The organism is Enterobacter cloacae complex sp. P1B, from assembly GCF_014982345.1.
Taxonomy (GTDB): domain Bacteria; phylum Pseudomonadota; class Gammaproteobacteria; order Enterobacterales; family Enterobacteriaceae; genus Enterobacter; species Enterobacter bugandensis.
In genome coordinates, this window is sequence record NZ_JADCLF010000012.1 from 66,478 (window position 1) to 81,713 (window position 15,236).

Annotated in this window: 18 protein-coding genes; all 18 read right to left on the minus strand. The window is 60.5% G+C overall.

Annotation, left to right across the window (positions count from 1 at the left end; all coding sequences use genetic code 11):
• Position 1: 1 nt before the first annotated feature.
• The 18 genes from INF77_RS12370 to INF77_RS12455 all read right to left on the minus strand — a co-directional run bounded on the left by INF77_RS12370 (position 2) and on the right by INF77_RS12455 (position 15,067).
• Positions 2-1,231, minus strand: a complete 1,230-nt coding sequence (locus tag INF77_RS12370) for a beta-ketoacyl-ACP synthase (protein WP_028014713.1) — start codon at positions 1,229-1,231, stop codon at positions 2-4.
• The gene (locus INF77_RS12375) at positions 1,228-1,959 is read right to left on the minus strand and encodes a 3-ketoacyl-ACP reductase FabG2 (protein WP_028014712.1); all 732 of its coding nucleotides are present in this window, start codon (positions 1,957-1,959) and stop codon (positions 1,228-1,230) included. The genes INF77_RS12370 and INF77_RS12375 overlap by 4 nt, the downstream gene beginning before the upstream one ends.
• Positions 1,956-2,429, minus strand: a complete 474-nt coding sequence (locus INF77_RS12380) for a 3-hydroxy-fatty acyl-ACP dehydratase (RefSeq protein ID WP_150145220.1) — start codon at positions 2,427-2,429, stop codon at positions 1,956-1,958. Before INF77_RS12380 ends, INF77_RS12375 begins: the two co-directional genes overlap by 4 nt.
• Complete coding sequence (locus tag INF77_RS12385; RefSeq protein ID WP_193532559.1) at positions 2,426-3,595, minus strand: beta-ketoacyl-[acyl-carrier-protein] synthase family protein; 1,170 nt, start codon at positions 3,593-3,595, stop codon at positions 2,426-2,428. The genes INF77_RS12380 and INF77_RS12385 overlap by 4 nt, the downstream gene beginning before the upstream one ends.
• Position 3,596: 1 nt before the next feature.
• Complete coding sequence (locus tag INF77_RS12390; RefSeq protein WP_049138150.1) at positions 3,597-4,175, minus strand: DUF3261 domain-containing protein; 579 nt, start codon at positions 4,173-4,175, stop codon at positions 3,597-3,599.
• Positions 4,172-6,496 carry an MMPL family transporter gene (locus INF77_RS12395; RefSeq protein WP_193532558.1) on the minus strand — a complete coding sequence of 775 codons (2,325 nt, stop codon included), beginning with the start codon at positions 6,494-6,496 and terminating at the stop codon, positions 4,172-4,174. Before INF77_RS12395 ends, INF77_RS12390 begins: the two co-directional genes overlap by 4 nt.
• A complete protein-coding gene (locus INF77_RS12400) occupies positions 6,465-7,070 on the minus strand; it encodes an outer membrane lipoprotein carrier protein LolA (RefSeq protein ID WP_045631452.1) in 606 nt (201 codons plus the stop codon). Before INF77_RS12400 ends, INF77_RS12395 begins: the two co-directional genes overlap by 32 nt.
• Complete coding sequence (locus INF77_RS12405; protein ID WP_193532557.1) at positions 7,067-7,489, minus strand: thioesterase family protein; 423 nt, start codon at positions 7,487-7,489, stop codon at positions 7,067-7,069. Before INF77_RS12405 ends, INF77_RS12400 begins: the two co-directional genes overlap by 4 nt.
• A gap of 3 nt (positions 7,490-7,492) precedes the next feature.
• Positions 7,493-9,184, minus strand: coding sequence for a glycosyltransferase (locus INF77_RS12410; RefSeq protein ID WP_193532556.1), 1,692 nt, complete (start codon positions 9,182-9,184; stop codon positions 7,493-7,495).
• The gene (locus INF77_RS12415) at positions 9,175-9,528 is read right to left on the minus strand and encodes a hydroxymyristoyl-ACP dehydratase (protein WP_028014704.1); all 354 of its coding nucleotides are present in this window, start codon (positions 9,526-9,528) and stop codon (positions 9,175-9,177) included. Before INF77_RS12415 ends, INF77_RS12410 begins: the two co-directional genes overlap by 10 nt.
• Entirely contained in the window at positions 9,515-10,876 is a 1,362-nt protein-coding gene (locus INF77_RS12420) for an acyl-CoA synthetase (RefSeq protein WP_193532555.1), read from the minus strand. The genes INF77_RS12415 and INF77_RS12420 overlap by 14 nt, the downstream gene beginning before the upstream one ends.
• Positions 10,869-11,456 carry a hypothetical protein gene (locus tag INF77_RS12425; RefSeq protein ID WP_193532554.1) on the minus strand — a complete coding sequence of 196 codons (588 nt, stop codon included), beginning with the start codon at positions 11,454-11,456 and terminating at the stop codon, positions 10,869-10,871. The genes INF77_RS12420 and INF77_RS12425 overlap by 8 nt, the downstream gene beginning before the upstream one ends.
• A 6-nt stretch (positions 11,457-11,462) precedes the next feature.
• On the minus strand, positions 11,463-11,714 hold the full coding sequence (locus INF77_RS12430) for an acyl carrier protein (protein WP_024908875.1): 252 nt from the start codon (positions 11,712-11,714) through the stop codon (positions 11,463-11,465).
• A 10-nt stretch (positions 11,715-11,724) separates the two neighbouring features.
• The gene (locus tag INF77_RS12435) at positions 11,725-11,982 is read right to left on the minus strand and encodes a phosphopantetheine-binding protein (RefSeq protein WP_028014701.1); all 258 of its coding nucleotides are present in this window, start codon (positions 11,980-11,982) and stop codon (positions 11,725-11,727) included.
• On the minus strand, positions 11,963-12,778 hold the full coding sequence (locus INF77_RS12440; protein ID WP_047367235.1) for a 1-acyl-sn-glycerol-3-phosphate acyltransferase: 816 nt from the start codon (positions 12,776-12,778) through the stop codon (positions 11,963-11,965). The genes INF77_RS12435 and INF77_RS12440 overlap by 20 nt, the downstream gene beginning before the upstream one ends.
• Positions 12,775-13,497, minus strand: coding sequence for a beta-ketoacyl synthase chain length factor (locus tag INF77_RS12445; protein ID WP_041911891.1), 723 nt, complete (start codon positions 13,495-13,497; stop codon positions 12,775-12,777). Before INF77_RS12445 ends, INF77_RS12440 begins: the two co-directional genes overlap by 4 nt.
• A 47-nt stretch (positions 13,498-13,544) precedes the next feature.
• Positions 13,545-14,609: a class I SAM-dependent methyltransferase gene (locus INF77_RS12450; protein ID WP_150145209.1), complete on the minus strand. Its 1,065-nt coding sequence runs from the start codon at positions 14,607-14,609 to the stop codon at positions 13,545-13,547.
• A 68-nt stretch (positions 14,610-14,677) separates the two neighbouring features.
• Entirely contained in the window at positions 14,678-15,067 is a 390-nt protein-coding gene (locus INF77_RS12455; protein WP_028014697.1) for a hypothetical protein, read from the minus strand.
• Positions 15,068-15,236 lie beyond the last annotated feature (169 nt).

Sequence of the window (15,236 nt, forward strand, 5' to 3'; positions counted from 1 at the left end):
GTTACGCCCAGCGTTTAATGATAATCGAGGTATTGATGCCGCCAAACGCGAAGTTATTGCTCTGCAGATACTCGCAGTCAATCTGACGGGCTTCTCCCATAATATAATCTAAAGCCCCGCATTGCTCATCCGGCTGCGTTAAATTGAGCGTCGGGGCAAACCAGCCTTCGCGCATCATCTGCAGGCTCATCCACGCTTCCAGCGCGCCGCAGGCCCCCAGCGTGTGGCCAAAATAGCTCTTCAGCGAAGAAACCGGCACGCTGTCACCGTAGATGGCGGCCGTGGCCTGGCTTTCGGCGATATCGCCGCGGTCGGTGGCGGTACCGTGCGCGGAGATATACCCCATATCCCGGGCGCTTAACCCCGCCATCGCCAGCGACTGCTCCATGCATATCTGCATGGTGTCACGCTGCGGCTGGGTGATATGGGCCGCGTCACAGTTGGTGGCAAAGCCCACGATCTCTCCGTAGATGGTGGCCCCGCGCGCTCTGGCGTGCTCCAGCTCCTCCAGAATGAGGGTGCCTGCGCCTTCCCCAATCACCAGACCATCGCGCTGCGTATCGAACGGCGAGGGGGTGGTTTTGGGTTCGTCGTTGCGCTGGCTGGTGGCAAACAGCGTGTCAAACACCGCCGCTTCAGACGGACAAAGCTCTTCCGCGCCCCCCGCGACCATCACGGTCTGATACCCGTGGCGAATTGCCTCCCAGGCGTAGCCAATCGCCTGGCTGCCGGAGGTACAGGCGCTCGACGTTGGGATCACGCGGCCACGTAGTCCAAAGAACAGGCCGGTATTCACCGCGGTGGTGTGCGGCATCATCTGGACGTAGGTTGTCCCGGTGATGTTATTGGTGTGCTTTTCGGTAAGCATGGTCGCGAATTCGCTGACCGGGCCGGTGCTGCCTGTCGAAGAACCGTAGGCGATGCCGGTTTGCCCGTTGGTGAGCACCGCTTCGCCAATCAGCCCCGCCTGCTCCAGCGCCAGCTCTGTGGCGCGGGTAGACATCAGCGACACGCGGCCCATGGCGCGAATACGCTTGCGGGTATAGTGTTCCGGCAGCGCGAAATCGTCGATCGGCGCGCCCAGCAGGGTGTGCAGGCCATCATAAACCTGCCATTCCGGCATTTTACGCACGGCGTTTTCATACGCCAGCAGCCGGCTGGAAACGGACTGCCAGTTCTCGCCAAAGGCGGTGACGCCGCCCATGCCCGTAATCACCACGCGACGCGTCATAGCATTCCTCCGTTAATCGAAATGACCTGGCGGGTGACGTAGCCCGCGATATCCGACATCAGATAGCTTGCCAGCCCGGCGACCTCCTCAGCCTGGCCCATACGTTTCATTGGGATGATGGACATCGCTTCCTTCAGCGCGGCCTCCTCCATCTCAATCATGCCGGTATCAATCAGCCCTGGCGCAATGCAGTTCACGGTGATTTTGCGTTTTGCCAGTTCGATCGCCAGCGCTTTGGTGGCGCCGATAATGCCCGCTTTGGCCGCGCTGTAGTTCACCTGGCCGCGGTTGCCCATCACGCCGGAGACGGAGGATAAGGTAATAATGCGCCCGCCCTGACGGGTGCCGATCATGGGCATAATGCAGGGGTGTATGACGTTATAAAAGCTGTCGAGATTGGTGTGGATCACGCTGTCCCAGTCGTCTTCACTCAGTGCCGGAAAGGCACCGTCGCGGGTAATTCCGGCGTTGCTGACCACGCCATACCATGCGCCATGGGCATCAATTTCCTGTTCAAGCACTTCACGGCACTGCTCGCGGTTGCCTACGTCAAACGAGAGTAAACGGCCGCTGCCGCCCGCCTGCGTGATGGCGTCCAGCGTTTCCTGCGCGCCTGCGGCATCACGATGGTAATGCACGCCGACGGTGAACCCGTCAGCGGCAAGCTGGCGGGCGATGGCGCGACCAATGCCTTTGCTGGCCCCTGTGACCAGTACGGAACGACTCATGCGTGGGATCCCTGATTAAAAAGCGATGTTAATTCTTCTGCACTCGGCTGGAAGGTATTGACCCGGCCCGTGGCCAGCGTCTCTTCACCTGCGCAAATCGTGCATTCAAAACTGCCGAAGCGTTCGTCCTGCATCAGCAGCTTAACGGTAATGTCCAGCGTTAAGCCTTTGGCGAAACGCCCGCTGGCGCAGACCAGCTCGCGCGCGCCGAGCACCATGCCCAGCGCGATATGTTCCTGCCCCTGCTGCTGACGATGCCAGCCCGACCAGACGCCAACGGTCTGCGCCATTAGCTCGAGCGCGTACCAGCCCGGCAGATCGCCATCGGCATTGAGAAACGGCGCCAGCACGCTTTGCCTGTCAACCGCCACGCGGCAGACCGCCATGTCATCCGTCACATTTTCAACGGACCCCAGCAGCATCATGGGCGCATCGTGCGGCAAATAGGTTTCGGGTGATAGATAGCTCATGACGTTCTCCCCAGCAGAATGCTGGCGTTATTGCCGCCAAACGCGAACGAGTTAGACAAAATCACCGGCTTTTTCAGGGCGGTGCTCTGGTGCAGCAGGCCGCACGGCGCCAGCGTCTCGTCCGGAGCGTAGCGGGAAAAATCCTGCGGCGGCAAGGGCAGATCGCGCGTCAGGATAAGCCAGCTCAAAGCCGCTTCGGTAATGCCGGCAGCGCCCAGCGTGTGGCCGGTAAGGTGTTTGGTTGAACTGCACGGCACGCTTTCCCCGAAGAGATCGTGAACCACCTGTGATTCAATCTGATCGTTGAGCGGCGTGGCCGTGCCGTGCAGGTTGATGTAGCCGATGTCGTCCGGCTGCATGCCCGCTTCGCTGAGCGCCTGAGTGATAGCCCTTATCGCCCCGTCGCCCTGCGGATGCGGGGCGGAAATATGGTACGCATCGCTGGATTCGCCCGTGCCGAGCAGCGCCACGTCCGCGGGTTCCCGGCTTAATACCATCAGCGCCGCCGCTTCACCGATGGTGATCCCCCGGCGGTCCCGGCCAAACGGCTCGCAGAGCGTGGGGGAGAAGGATTCAAGACTGTTAAAGCCGTTCACAGGCATCCGGCTCAGGGTGTCTGCTCCGCCGACAATGGCGATATCCACCAGCCCGGCTTCGATCAGGCGTTTGCCGCCGATCATCGCCCGCGCGCTGGAGGAGCAGGCGGTGGAGATCGTATAAGCCGGGCCTTCAAGCTGCAGCCAGTTGGCGAGAAAGCGGGACGGATCGCCCAGCTCCTGCTGCGGATACTGCCAGCGCGTGCTGGTCTCGCCGTCGGTCATGCGGCGCACGTGCTCATCGCCTTCATCCAGCCCGGAGGTGCTGGTTCCCAGCACCACGGCCACGCGGTCGCGACCAACGCGGGCGATGGCCTCGTCAACGGCGGGCTGAATCTGCGCCAGCACGGCCAGCAGCAGCTGGTTGTTGCGGGTGCGGTGTGCAGAGAAGGTGTCCGGGATGAGCGGCAGTTCGCCTTCCACCCCGCCCAGTACCGCTTCGGGCATTCCCTGCAGCCAGCCGGTCCGGGCGTGCATGCCCGGCGCCACGCCCGCAGCCAGGTTGGCGGCAATTTCATCAGGCGAGTTGCCCAGCGCGTTGACCATGCCAACAGCGGATATATAAATCATCTCAGTCACCCAGATATTGAATGGTGATGTGGTATTTGAATACGTGTTGCTCGATGCTGATCGGCTCGCGCTTGCCTTTGCGCTGGAGGTAGACAATCTCCGTCACCAGCTTGCCGCTGGCGTTACGCAGCTCGCGCCGATCGCCATTGTCCGTTAACGTCCAGCCCTTCGGCAACTGCGGCTGCCAGGCGCTAATCGGCCAGTGGCTGAGCATCACGTCGGCCAGCACCTGGCTGGCGGGCGGCAGCTGCGGCACGACGATCGACTGCTCGGTATGAATACCGCTCTCGTCGTACGTTGCCAGGAACAGGCGAATGCCCACGGAAGAGAGGCCGGCCAGCGTGACCTTATGCGCATCCGCGTTGAGCATCACCAGCAGGGACTGCGTTTGCCCGTTAAAGCTGCCGGTCAGCAGCTGCTGGGAGCTTACCGCCGGGCTGATGCCGGGCGGCGGCAGAGTGACTTTGGTGCCAGGCTGAAGCCAGGCCTGAGGCCGCGTCTCTTTGGTATCGGTCGAATGGCTGCAGCCTGCCAGCAGCAACACCGCGGCCAGCGCGACGGCGCGATAAACAGCGTTCATTTACGTTTTCTCTCTTTCTTATCCGGCATCGCCAGCGGTGCCAGCAGGAAGGCGGTGAAAATACCGCTCACCAGCACAATACCAAAGCTGCTGATAGCCTGGGTGGCGCTGAAGACGAGCATGCCCAGCGTCAGCAGGGTGGTCATCATGGCCAGGGTAATCGCCAGCATCGAAGTCAGCGGCGTACCGCGCGGGTTGCTGAAGAACAGCGTGTAGTTAATGCCAATGCCGAGCACCAGTACCAGCGCCAGCAGTGAAAACAGATTTACCGGGTGGCCCGTTGCGGCCAGGACCGCCAGCCCGCAGCTCAGCGACAGTACGGACGGCACCAGGCTTGTCAGCCCTTTGCGCCAGCCGAGGCGCAGTATCGCCCCGCAGGCAATCACCGCCAGCGCCGCAAACAGTAGCCCCGTCAGCAGCGTGCGGTAGAGGGCAAACAGGCTGTCAAAGCTGGCCTTGCGGTCCACCCAGACGACGCCGTCATGGCGCGCGGCCAGCTCACCGAGCGCCGCGCTGTTTTTTGCGCCGTCCACCGGCACGAGCACGCCGCTTTCCCCATCGGGCAGGGTCAGCCAGAGCAGGCGCCAGCCCTCGCTGGCCGGACTTTCAAGCCACGCGTCCACGCTGACCGGCATGGCGTCCAGATTGGGGGAAACGGCGTTGAGCCCTGCGCTTTTCAGCACGTTCGTCACCGCAGGCGCGGCGTTCCGCAGTAGCGCAAGGTCGCTTTTCTGGCGGGCCAGCGAGTTCAGCGGCAGGGTGCGCCAGCGGGTGAGATCCCCCGCCTTTTGCGCCTCGGCCAGCGCGGGAGTAAAGGCTTCCAGCCGCTCCAGCGTTTGCTGGGGCGAAGCGCCGTGCACCACAAACCATTTCTGATCGACGCTTTGGCCGGTCAGGGCGGTAATGGTTTTCTCCTGCGCCAGAATATCTTTCGGCAGCGCCTGCAGTTGGGCGATGTCGTCGTCCACCTTCAGGGTGCTCATTCCCACGGCGGAGAGCAGCGCCAGCGCGACGGGCAGACCAACGGACAGTTTTTTACTGCGTCGCCAGGCGGCCAGCCAGCGCAACATCAGAACCATAAAGGGAACCGGGCGCACCGGCAAACCCCGGCACAGCCACGGATGCCAGAAAATCACCGTCAGGCAGGAGGCGCTCAGCCCCGTCGCGGCAAATACCGCCATCTGGCGGATCCCGGGGAAGGGGGCCAGCATCATAATCAGGTAGGCGGCGACGGTCGTCAGCAGCGCCAGCAGCAGCGCATTGCGCACTTTGGCCAGGCTTTGCCAGGGAGAGAGCTCCGCGCCGTGCACCATCCGTTCGGTCAGGTAGTAAAGCGTATAGTCGGCCGAAATACCGATGATGCTCATGCTCATCACCAGTGTCATCAGGTGCAGTTCGCCAAAGAGCAGCAGCGTCACCACCGTGCCCGCCAGCGCGCCGATGGCAATGGAGAGCACGCTCAGCAGCAGCGGGCGCAGAGAGCGGAACACCGCCACGATCAGCAGGAACACCCCAAGCAGGGTGGCGATGCCCAGCGTTGAGACGTCGCGTTTAGCCTGCTGGCTGGCATAATCGCTGTAGAACACCGTCCCGCGCGAAAGCAGCTGCGCCTGCGGGTAACGCGCTTTCAGCGTCTGTTGCAGCGCGTTAAGCGTCGTCACGAGCCGGTGGGTCTGCTGCATATCAAATGACGAACCCGCCAGTTCGCCGTGCAGCAGATACCAGTAGTTTCCCGCTTCATCTTGCGTGACCAGCCAGCCGTCCATCAGCCGCAGCTTCTGGCCGTTTTGCGCCAGGGCGAGCTGCGAGCCGCGCATCAGCATCAGCGGATCGTTTTGCAGCTCTTTACCGCTGACGCCGGAGAAGGCGGAGTAGAGCTGGGATAAAATCCACTGCGCCTGCGCTTCTCCGCCGTTTTGCAGGCGGGCGCGGGTGGCCGGATCAATCAGCCCGTTGCGGTGCTGCCAGAAGAATTCTCCCCAGGCCTTTTGCCCGGCGGCGTCCATCGGGCCTTTGACCTCGCTGAGCGCGTCGCTGCCGTGCAGCAGTTCAAGCCACTGCTGCGCCACGCGCGGATCGGGTTCTTTGCCGGGGCTGACCAGCCAGACCAGCTGGCGGTCGAGACGCTGCATAAACCCGTCGTTGAGCGCCGGAGGGATCGCCCCCAGCGTCTGCTTCGGCAGCATGGCCAGCACGCTGCTGTTCAGCCGCGCGCCGGGCAGCAGCGACAGCAGCACGCCCAGCATAACCAGACATACCGTGGCCCACAGCAGCGCCGGGCGCAGGGATTTACGGTGCGGCAAAGCGTTGGCGTTCGTCATCGGTCAGGCTGGCGGGCGTCAGTTGGTGGTTTGAAAGGGCAATATCGGTACGGTCGCCCTGCCTGTCGTTCAGGCGAATCGTTTCAAGATAGGTCGCGCCGCCCAGATCGAGGGTGGCGAAAATCTTGTCCAGCGGCGTCGTTTTTGGGGTAAGCACCAGCGACCAGCGGCCCGCGCCCAGGTCTTTAAAATCGATGCGGAAGTTCTCTTCCAGCACCTTGCGGTCGGCCTGGAACAGGGCCCGCAGCAGGTGGTTGAACTGGAACATCTGCGGATTATTGTCGGCGGTGATGGTCTGCGGCGGCTGGCCGTTGATCGCCTGAACCATCCGCTTGTCGTCCAGCAGCAGCGTCATCGGAAACGGCGCTTTTTGATCCCACAGCAGGCCGCTGTCGCGGGCGATCAGCATCTCGCCCTGCGAGCGCAGCGGCTGCGGCATATCTTTTATCGTGCGGACCTGTTCGAAGTGCGCGCGCACCACGGGCTGCTCGGTGAAACGCTGCTGCAGTTCATCCAGCGTCACGGCGCTGACCAGCGGGCTGACGATCAGCGCCAGCAAAGGCAACCATTTCATGGCATGACTCCCATACGTTCAAACAGTACTACCGGACTGACAAAGCACATTTCGCGGGTGGCTTCTTCCACCGCCACCTGGATGGTGTAGCCGGTGGTGGTGCGTTTGCCGCTCTGCGCATCGAAAATTTGATAGGCAATGCGCAGGCGGTTTTCATACTCTTCAATCTGCGCGCGAACGCGAATGCGCTGCTCAAAGGTCACCGCATCGCGGTATTTCACCCGCGTGTCGACAACGGGCCAGACGTAGCCGGAGGCTTTCATCTGGCGATAGCCATAGTCAAACTGATTGAGCAGCGCCTCGCGGGCGATCTCAAAGTAGCGGAAATAGTTGCCGTGCCAGACCACGCCCATCATATCGACGTCGTGGAACGGAACGGTGATCTCAACTTCAGTCGTAAAGCGGGGATCGGTCAGCACCCTTTACTCCTTCTCTCTGGACTCTGGCAGATGCCAGAAATCGAAAAAATTAAACCAGTCGAGCGGCGACATCAGGGCGTAATGCTCCAGCCGCTGCGCGTAGCGATCGACGGTAGCCTGCAGCGCCTGCTGGCGTTCCCCGCGCGGCAGGATCAGCGGGTCGGCAAACGGCTCGCTGTGCAGGACGAGCTTCCCCTGCTGGCGCAGGGCGAAAATCAACACCACCGGACAGCGCAGGATGGAGGCCAGGATAAACGGCCCCTGAGGGAACGGTGCGGGCTGGCCCATGAACGGGCTCCAGATCACCCGCCACTCGCCGCCACGCTGCGGGTTGACGGCGATGCGGTCGCCCACGATCGCGACCCATTCTCCGCGCTCAAGCTTCTCTTTGATGGCAATGGCGGTGTCCGGGCCGATGTCGGTGACCGACATCAAATTCACGCCGGCCTGGGGCGCCATTTCGCTCATAATTTGCTTAAAACGCCGGGCGTTCTCGCTGAAGACCAGGGCGTTGATGGTTTTGCTGCCGTCCAGCTGGGCCAGCGCCCGGCAGGCTTCTACGTCGCCAAGATGCGAGGCCAGCAGCAGCTTGCCCTGCGGCGCCGCGATATTAAGCGTTTCGCTCGCGCCGGGAGCAAAGACCACGTCGCGCTTAAACTTCAGCTCGCCGCGCCAGCTGGCGACTTTGTCCAGCATCGCGTTGCCGAAGCGCATGAAATGGAAAAAGCTGTTGAGACGTGCTGGAACAGGCATGTTCCGCTGCATCAGCACCTGCTTCACGCGTGCAATCCACTGCCGCGAAGCCTGCCGCGCCGGACGCGCGATCAGCCAGTAGACGCCGATCACCGGCCACAGCAGCACGGTAAACGCCCGCCGCCCCAGCAGCTGCCAGACGCGCAGCATCAGGCGCATGCCCCACAGGCCTTTAACCTCGTCCTGCTGCGCCCAGTGCTGGCCGCGTCGACGGAAGAGCAGGCCGGGAATGCGGGGCAGCATGCCGAAGAACAGCCGGGTATGCATCAGGGAGATCCGCACGTTATCTTTCAACGCGTCGAAGTGGGACAACCCGTCCTGCGGATAGGTCACGCGGGTGGGCAGAAAGACGCTGGTGTTGCCCTGCCAGTAGAGACGGACCATCACTTCGGTGTCAAAGTCCATCCGTTTACCGAGCGTTTCACGCGCGGCGAGCCGCAGCGTGGGCGAGACCGGGTAGACCCGAAAGCCGCACATGCTGTCTTTAAGCTGCAGGGATAAGGTCTCAATCCATACCCAGACGTGGGTGACCCAGCGCCCGTAGAGCCGCGAGCGCGGGATGGAATCATCGTAAACGGGCTGGCCGGAAATCAGCGCGTCCGGGTGGCGCTCCGCCAGCGCCAGCATTTTGGGAATATCTTCGATGGCATGCTGGCCGTCCGCGTCCACCTGCAGGGCGTGGGTATAGCCCGCACGCGCGCACTCCTCCAGCCCCCTGATGACCGCGGCACCTTTGCCGGCGTTTTGCGCCAGACGGACCAGCGTCATCTGCGGCTGCTCCGCCGCCAGCCGCTCAAGCTCCTGGCGGGTGGCGGCTTCGCTGCCGTCATCCACTACCAGGCACGGCAGGCCAAACGGCGAGAGGCGCGACAGCACGCTGGCCATTGTGGCGCCGTGGTTGTAGCACGGGATCAGCACGCAGGGGCGGAAGGTTACTGACATAGACGAATTTTCCCGCTGCTGGCGGTATGGCGTTCAGCCCCGTCATGACGCAGGTAGCTGAAGGTCAGCAGTTTGCGCCCGGCATGCCACTCAAGCACCAGCGTCACCGTGGTTTCCGGCAGCAGAGGCGCCTGGAACTTCACGTTTTGAATGCTGTGAAAGCGGTAGCCCGGTGCCAGTAAGGTCGTTGCGTAGTGCATCACCCAGTCAAGCTGCGCAACACCGGGCAGCAGCGGCTGTACGGCAAAATGGCCCTGAAACCAGAACAGAGAGGCGTCGAGATGCAACACGATCTCCAGCTTCTCCGGCTGTGCCTGATGGCGCTCGATTTCATGAATTTTCATGAAATAACTCCTCTAACTGCGCATAGACACGCTTGTTCATACTGTTTACCGGCAACTCATCGACAATGCGCCAGTAGCGCGGAACGGCGACCGGCTCAAGCCACGGCAGCAGGGCGCGTCGCCAGGCGAACTCCTGCGCTTTTTTATCCTGCAGATGCCAGCGCTGACGAACCGCCTCATCCAGCACCAGCAGGACGCCAATCCCCTGACGGCCCCCGCGCGTAACCGGCAGCGCAGCCGCCTCGCAAACGCCGTCAAGCTCCAGCAGGCGACGCTCAATCTCGTTAAGCGAGATGCGCTTTTCTTCAATTTTGACCACCCGCCCGCGACGACCGGCGATGCTAAACAGCCCCGCACTGTCGAAGTGGAGGATATCGTCCAGCTGGAGTCCTTCAGCCTCATGGATAAGTGGCGAAGTGACGCGGCAGGCGTCATCTTCCTGATGGAAGTTTACGCCGGGGAAGGGTAGCCACGGCAGGTTATCTTCCACACGATGGCGCCAGGCGAGGATCCCGGTTTCGGTGCTGCCATAAATTTCGTCCGGCCAGATGTTAAGCCAGCCAACCGTGGTGGAGACGTCACGCCAGGGCAGCATTCCGCCCGCGGAAATCAGCATCCTGACGGGCGGCGCGGCCAGTTCGGTATCCAGGCGCTTCAGGAACGCAGGGCTGCTGATGAACAGGTAATGCCGGTCATGAGGAAGGGCGGCCAGCTGCTCTGCGTAGTAGAGCATCGCGGCATGCAGCGGCAGGCCCATCGCCATCGGCAGTACGATACGAAATGTCAGGCCATAGAGATGTTGCGGGACGACGGAGGCCACAACGCTACAGCCAGCCAGGCGTTCGCCGAAGCGGTCAGCCAGCAGGCGGGCTTCGCGATCCAGGCTGACGATATGCTTAACCACCCGGCGCGGCGTTCCCGTGGAGCCGGAGGTGAACAGCTCGACGAAGCGGCTTTCGTTAATCTCCGGCAGGGGTACCCAGCGGGCGATCGTCTGGTGGCGGGAGGCTACCACAATCAGCTGCCCGTCAATATCGAGGGACCGATCGCTCAGGACGCCGCTAAACAGCGGCTGCTGCTCCTCAAGCAGCGAAACGCGGCTATGGCCAGGAATGACCGGCGTTTTACCGGCATGCAGCGAGGCCAGCAGCGCAACGATAAACAGGTAGCTGTTTTCAAAGCACAGCGCCCAGCGCTCGCCTTCCTGCTGACGCAGGGTGTCGACCAGTAACGTCACGTCGTGGCGCAGCTGGCCCAGCGTCCAGGTACGATCGTCGAGCCAGGCGACGGGCGTGTCGTCAGGGCGGGGCGCGTTTAACCACTGGCCCAGCGGAAGGGGGTTAGTCATTCTGCATCTCTTTTTTTATCACCCGCTGGCGCACCAGCCACTCTGCCGCCATCAGCGTCCCCATCAGGATGTAAGCCACCATACCGTTCCACAGCGTCCACAGGTGCATGTCGCCGTGCAGGACGGTATACAGCGCCATCGCCCCGTTGCCGATGAAAAAGCCGCACCAGACGAGGGTCACCCTGCGGGTATAGCGCACGCCCTCCGGCGGCAAAATGGGCTCACGTAAGCGCGCCAGGCGTTCGACCAGCGGCATCGCTGTCCAGAGCGAACCGCCGAAGACGGCCAGCATTACAAGATTAACGACCACAGGGTAGAACAGCAGCCACTGGTGGGTTTTCAGCAGGTAGCTTGCCGCGCAGAGCGCGATCCCCGCCAGCGCCACGCACTGCACCACATACCGCATCGGGCCGGTGTTACGCCGCGCCTGACGCAGCCGCAGCAGCAACAGCAGCGCCATCACCGGCAGCAGCCACGGCAGGCTGTTATGCGTCAGCCCAAATCCAATCAGGAAGGGCCACGCCAGCAGCATCAGCCCCGTCAGAAGTGGGATGACCGGGAACGTCCGTCCACCACGCACGGTGTCTTACTCTTCGCGCAGCAGCTGTTCGACGGCGTCTACCACATCCTGAACGGTACGAACCGATTTGAAGGTTTCCGGCTTGATTTTCTTACCGGTTTTCTTCTGGAGATGGACAATCATGTCCACTGCGTCAATGCTGTCCAGCTCCAGGTCTTCGTAAAGACGGGCTTCGGGCGTAATGTCCTGCGGGTCGATTTCAAAGAGTTTGGTCAGAAGGCCGCAGACTTCCTGATAAATGGTTTCTTGTTCGGTCATAGTTCACATCTCAGGCGCGTTGGGCGTGGATAAAGGACGCCAGGGTGGCGACGGAAAAGAAGTGCTGGCGCATCTCTTCGCTTTCGGCAGAAAGCACCACGCCATACTGGTTTTTCACCGCCAGACCCAGCTCCAGCGCGTCGATAGAGTCGAGACCCAGCCCGTCGCCAAACAGCGCGGCATCGGTATCAATATCCTCTGCGGTAAGCTCGTCCAGATTCAGCGTGGTGATAATGAGATTCTTAATTTCAAGATAAAGCGCTTGCATCATTAATTCCTGACAAAGATTGAAGGCCTGATGTTAATCGATGCTGCAGGTGCCGGTTTAACTGCCTTGCCGCCAGTGCCGGTTCTTGTTGCCTTGCATCGTAAAATTCGTCGATGTTCACGCGATCGCGCACATCGACGGTAAAGACAGGTTTTGCGGGCGGTACATCATACCAGCGGCTTTTTTTATCCAGCAGGTGCTCGCTGCAGTGGATGAGTACGATCCGCAGATCGCTGCGGCAGCGCACGGCGATATTTGCCGCGCCACGCTGGAGGGACATCGCCTCACCTGGGCGGGTACGTGTGCCTTCCGGGAAGATTAACAGCGTGTCGCCCTGGGCCAGACGCTGCTGGCTGGCGGCGAGCAGAGGCTCGGCTTCGCTGTTAATCAGATAATCTGCCGCGCGGATAACGCCGCTGACAAACGGATTGCGCAGCAGCGCGCTTTTCACCAGACAGTCGGTTTCGGGCATTACCGACGCCAGAATCACGTAGTCAATTAACGTAGGGTGGTTAGCCACCACCAGGCAGCCCCGATCGCCGCGCAGGGCATCAAGATTGTGGATGCGATAGTCCAGCACCCCGGTGCCGCGGGCAACGGTTAAGAAGAAGCGGAAGCTGGCCGCGATGCTGCGGCGCGCCAGGCGACGGCGTTTGGCGCGATCGCGCTGGGCAATCAGCAGCAGGTTGAACCAGACCAGCGACAACAGCAGCCCGCCCGCGCCAAACAGCACGAAGCAGAATCCGGTCATGACCAGACGCCATAGCCAGTTGATCCGGGCGGTCAGGCGGTTCATTGGCGCGCCCACTGCCACAGCAAACGTTCGCCGGGCACCACAAACTGCCGTTCCTCACGGAGATAGCGTTGCAGGAACATCAGGCTTTGCGGCAGGGCGGCTTCCTCGCCCGTGCTGCCGCTGCGGGTTTCGCACTGCCATTCGCTGCCGGCTTCAATCACCAGCGCCACCGCGTACGGCCAGGTAGGCATCTGCGGCGGTAACGCCGGATGGTAAAATTCCGGCAGCGCGCCGTCAAAATCCACCAGCAGGACGCGGGAGTAGCCCGCATGCAGCAGACTCAGCACTTCACACAGGGCCTGCTGGAAGGTGTCCAGCCCGGCGGAAATGGATGATGAGACAACAGGCTGGCGAGCGGCGATCGTGAGATTGCCCACCGCGGAATTGTGCACGGACATGGCGAAGTCGGTAGGCGAGACGGCCTGCCCGGTCGCCAGCGTATGCAGAATACGGTAATTGCGCTCCAGCTCGCCGTGGCGGCTGGAATAGACGACGGCGTCTATGGCGTGGCTTTGCAGCATGGCAAGACCAATATCCACCGCCAGCTTACTGCCTGAGTTAAGGCGGCGCGCGGTCATCATGGGTAACGCGGTCAGGCGGGGTAGAGGAGCCGTCGGGTCGATGGTCGACTGCAGGCGCGACCACGCCTGCCACTCTGCGGCATCGCTTAGTCCTGGCGCTCTTGCCTGCCAGTCAATAATGTTCAGTGAAAATTTCATCTACGCGCGTCCGCGGAATACCGTATTCAAAGGGCAGCCAGGCTGCGCTATTGTTCACGTTTGGTGCAAATTAACAGGGTATGACCTACCCCAAGGTTATCCAGCCGCTGTGCTATGCTGAAGCCCGCCCTTTCCAGGTAGTGATAAAACTTCTCTACGCTGTAAAACCGGCTATTGCCATTCGCCATACAGGTGAAATAGAGCGAGGTGGCATTCAGGCTGAAAGCCGCCGCTTCATATTTCTGGGCATCCCAGAAAAGCTCCATGATGCACAACCGTGCGCCAGGCTTCATGACCTCTGCGACGCGCGTTAGCATGGCGACAATCTGATCCGGAGAGAAACAGTCCAGGAACTGGCTCATCCACCAGACGTCGGCATCTCCCGGCAATGCCGACGGACTAAGCATATCGACAGCATGGAATCCAATACGATGAGAAAAACCTGCTTTTTCGATGTTTTCCTGCGCCAGCGCTATCTGCTGCGGGAGATCGAGGATCGTCACGGCAACATTGTCGTCATAGCGGCAGCAGCGTAACGACCATTTACCTGTATTTCCGCCCACATCGTACAATTTTGTCGGCGAGCTTGCGAATATATATGGCAACGCAGCGTCAAAAGCGGCATCGGAATAGTAATGATCGAAGGCAAACCAGCTCTCTTTTGCCGGGGCAGGAAGCTGGGATAAAGCCGGATAGATGGTTGGCCAGTCGCCAAACACGGATAATCCAGCCGGTTTTTCTTTCTGCAGGGCATCGGCCAGGTGAAATAACCCCTGGTAACAGACGTCCTGCGTGAAATCCATATTAACGCGGGTCATGGGATCGTGGAGTAAGAAATGGCCCACTTTCGCCAGGAAATAACGACCTTCTTTATAAGTAATTATCCGCCCGCTTAATCCCATGTCTAACAATACGCTGACGGCATAACTGCTCAGGGTACTGTTTTCGGTTATTTCGTCGAGGCTCGCCCCCTTATTACCCTGTTTATCGAGCCAGGCGAGAACGCCCGAGTTACGCAGACAAAGCGCGGTCTGAAATAACATCGGCGCAAAAGCGATGCGTTGCGCTTCGGTAATGGCATCCAGCGCGCTGAGCGTGTCCTTTTCGTACATTGTTGCGTAACCTTTCAGGGTAAGAAATGAGGTTATCGGGCCATGTCCGGCCCGACTTTAGAAAAATATTACAGCGCGGCACCCGCAGAAAGGTTCAGCTGAATATCATGGTCGAGGTTGTTCACCCAGCGGTTATAATTTTTGTGAATTTTACCGTCTGCCGCTTTCAGGTTCAGGCTGCTTTCGTAATTAATTGAATAACTTGTCGCAGAGTAGGGAATACGCACCTGGACCGAGTGATCGCGTGCCTGTAGACGGCCCTTAATCACGCCCGGGCCCGCTTCCGTCATGATCCAGTCACGCTTCTGGCCTGCTTTCAAAATGGCTGTTTTCACCTGATCGGCAGTATGACCGGCGCTCACGACAGAGTGAACCTGAGCAATAGGGGCGGTACGCGCACAGCCAGCCAGTGCGCCAACGAATACGGCGGCAGTGCACCATTTAACGAGCTTTTTCATCAACAACTCCATATCAATAATAACAATTAAAGGTAGTGTTTTTTACAAATAAGCATCACCAGGCTTAGGGATTAAGTCAGGTGTGTTTTTAATCAATATTAATGTTTACATTACGTCGTCGCTAAGGCGGGGTATAATATCACGCAAAATAATTAATCATTCCGTTTTT

What these genes read in the sequence shown, in the direction of transcription:
- INF77_RS12380 (WP_150145220.1), bottom strand. Translation starts at nt 2,429, where the DNA reads ATGAGCTATCTATCACCCGAAACCTATTTGCCGCACGATGCGCCCATG.
- INF77_RS12390 (WP_049138150.1), bottom strand. Translation starts at nt 4,175, where the DNA reads ATGAACGCTGTTTATCGCGCCGTCGCGCTGGCCGCGGTGTTGCTGCTG.
- INF77_RS12375 (WP_028014712.1), bottom strand. Translation starts at nt 1,959, where the DNA reads ATGAGTCGTTCCGTACTGGTCACAGGGGCCAGCAAAGGCATTGGTCGC.
- INF77_RS12435 (WP_028014701.1), bottom strand. Translation starts at nt 11,982, where the DNA reads ATGCAAGCGCTTTATCTTGAAATTAAGAATCTCATTATCACCACGCTG.
- INF77_RS12395 (WP_193532558.1), bottom strand. Translation starts at nt 6,496, where the DNA reads ATGACGAACGCCAACGCTTTGCCGCACCGTAAATCCCTGCGCCCGGCG.
- INF77_RS12420 (WP_193532555.1), bottom strand. Translation starts at nt 10,876, where the DNA reads ATGACTAACCCCCTTCCGCTGGGCCAGTGGTTAAACGCGCCCCGCCCT.
- INF77_RS12400 (WP_045631452.1), bottom strand. Translation starts at nt 7,070, where the DNA reads ATGAAATGGTTGCCTTTGCTGGCGCTGATCGTCAGCCCGCTGGTCAGC.
- INF77_RS12445 (WP_041911891.1), bottom strand. Translation starts at nt 13,497, where the DNA reads ATGAAATTTTCACTGAACATTATTGACTGGCAGGCAAGAGCGCCAGGA.
- INF77_RS12410 (WP_193532556.1), bottom strand. Translation starts at nt 9,184, where the DNA reads ATGTCAGTAACCTTCCGCCCCTGCGTGCTGATCCCGTGCTACAACCAC.
- INF77_RS12440 (WP_047367235.1), bottom strand. Translation starts at nt 12,778, where the DNA reads ATGAACCGCCTGACCGCCCGGATCAACTGGCTATGGCGTCTGGTCATG.
- INF77_RS12430 (WP_024908875.1), bottom strand. Translation starts at nt 11,714, where the DNA reads ATGACCGAACAAGAAACCATTTATCAGGAAGTCTGCGGCCTTCTGACC.
- INF77_RS12455 (WP_028014697.1), bottom strand. Translation starts at nt 15,067, where the DNA reads ATGAAAAAGCTCGTTAAATGGTGCACTGCCGCCGTATTCGTTGGCGCA.
- INF77_RS12415 (WP_028014704.1), bottom strand. Translation starts at nt 9,528, where the DNA reads ATGAAAATTCATGAAATCGAGCGCCATCAGGCACAGCCGGAGAAGCTG.
- INF77_RS12385 (WP_193532559.1), bottom strand. Translation starts at nt 3,595, where the DNA reads ATGATTTATATATCCGCTGTTGGCATGGTCAACGCGCTGGGCAACTCG.
- INF77_RS12370 (WP_028014713.1), bottom strand. Translation starts at nt 1,231, where the DNA reads ATGACGCGTCGCGTGGTGATTACGGGCATGGGCGGCGTCACCGCCTTT.
- INF77_RS12450 (WP_150145209.1), bottom strand. Translation starts at nt 14,609, where the DNA reads ATGTACGAAAAGGACACGCTCAGCGCGCTGGATGCCATTACCGAAGCG.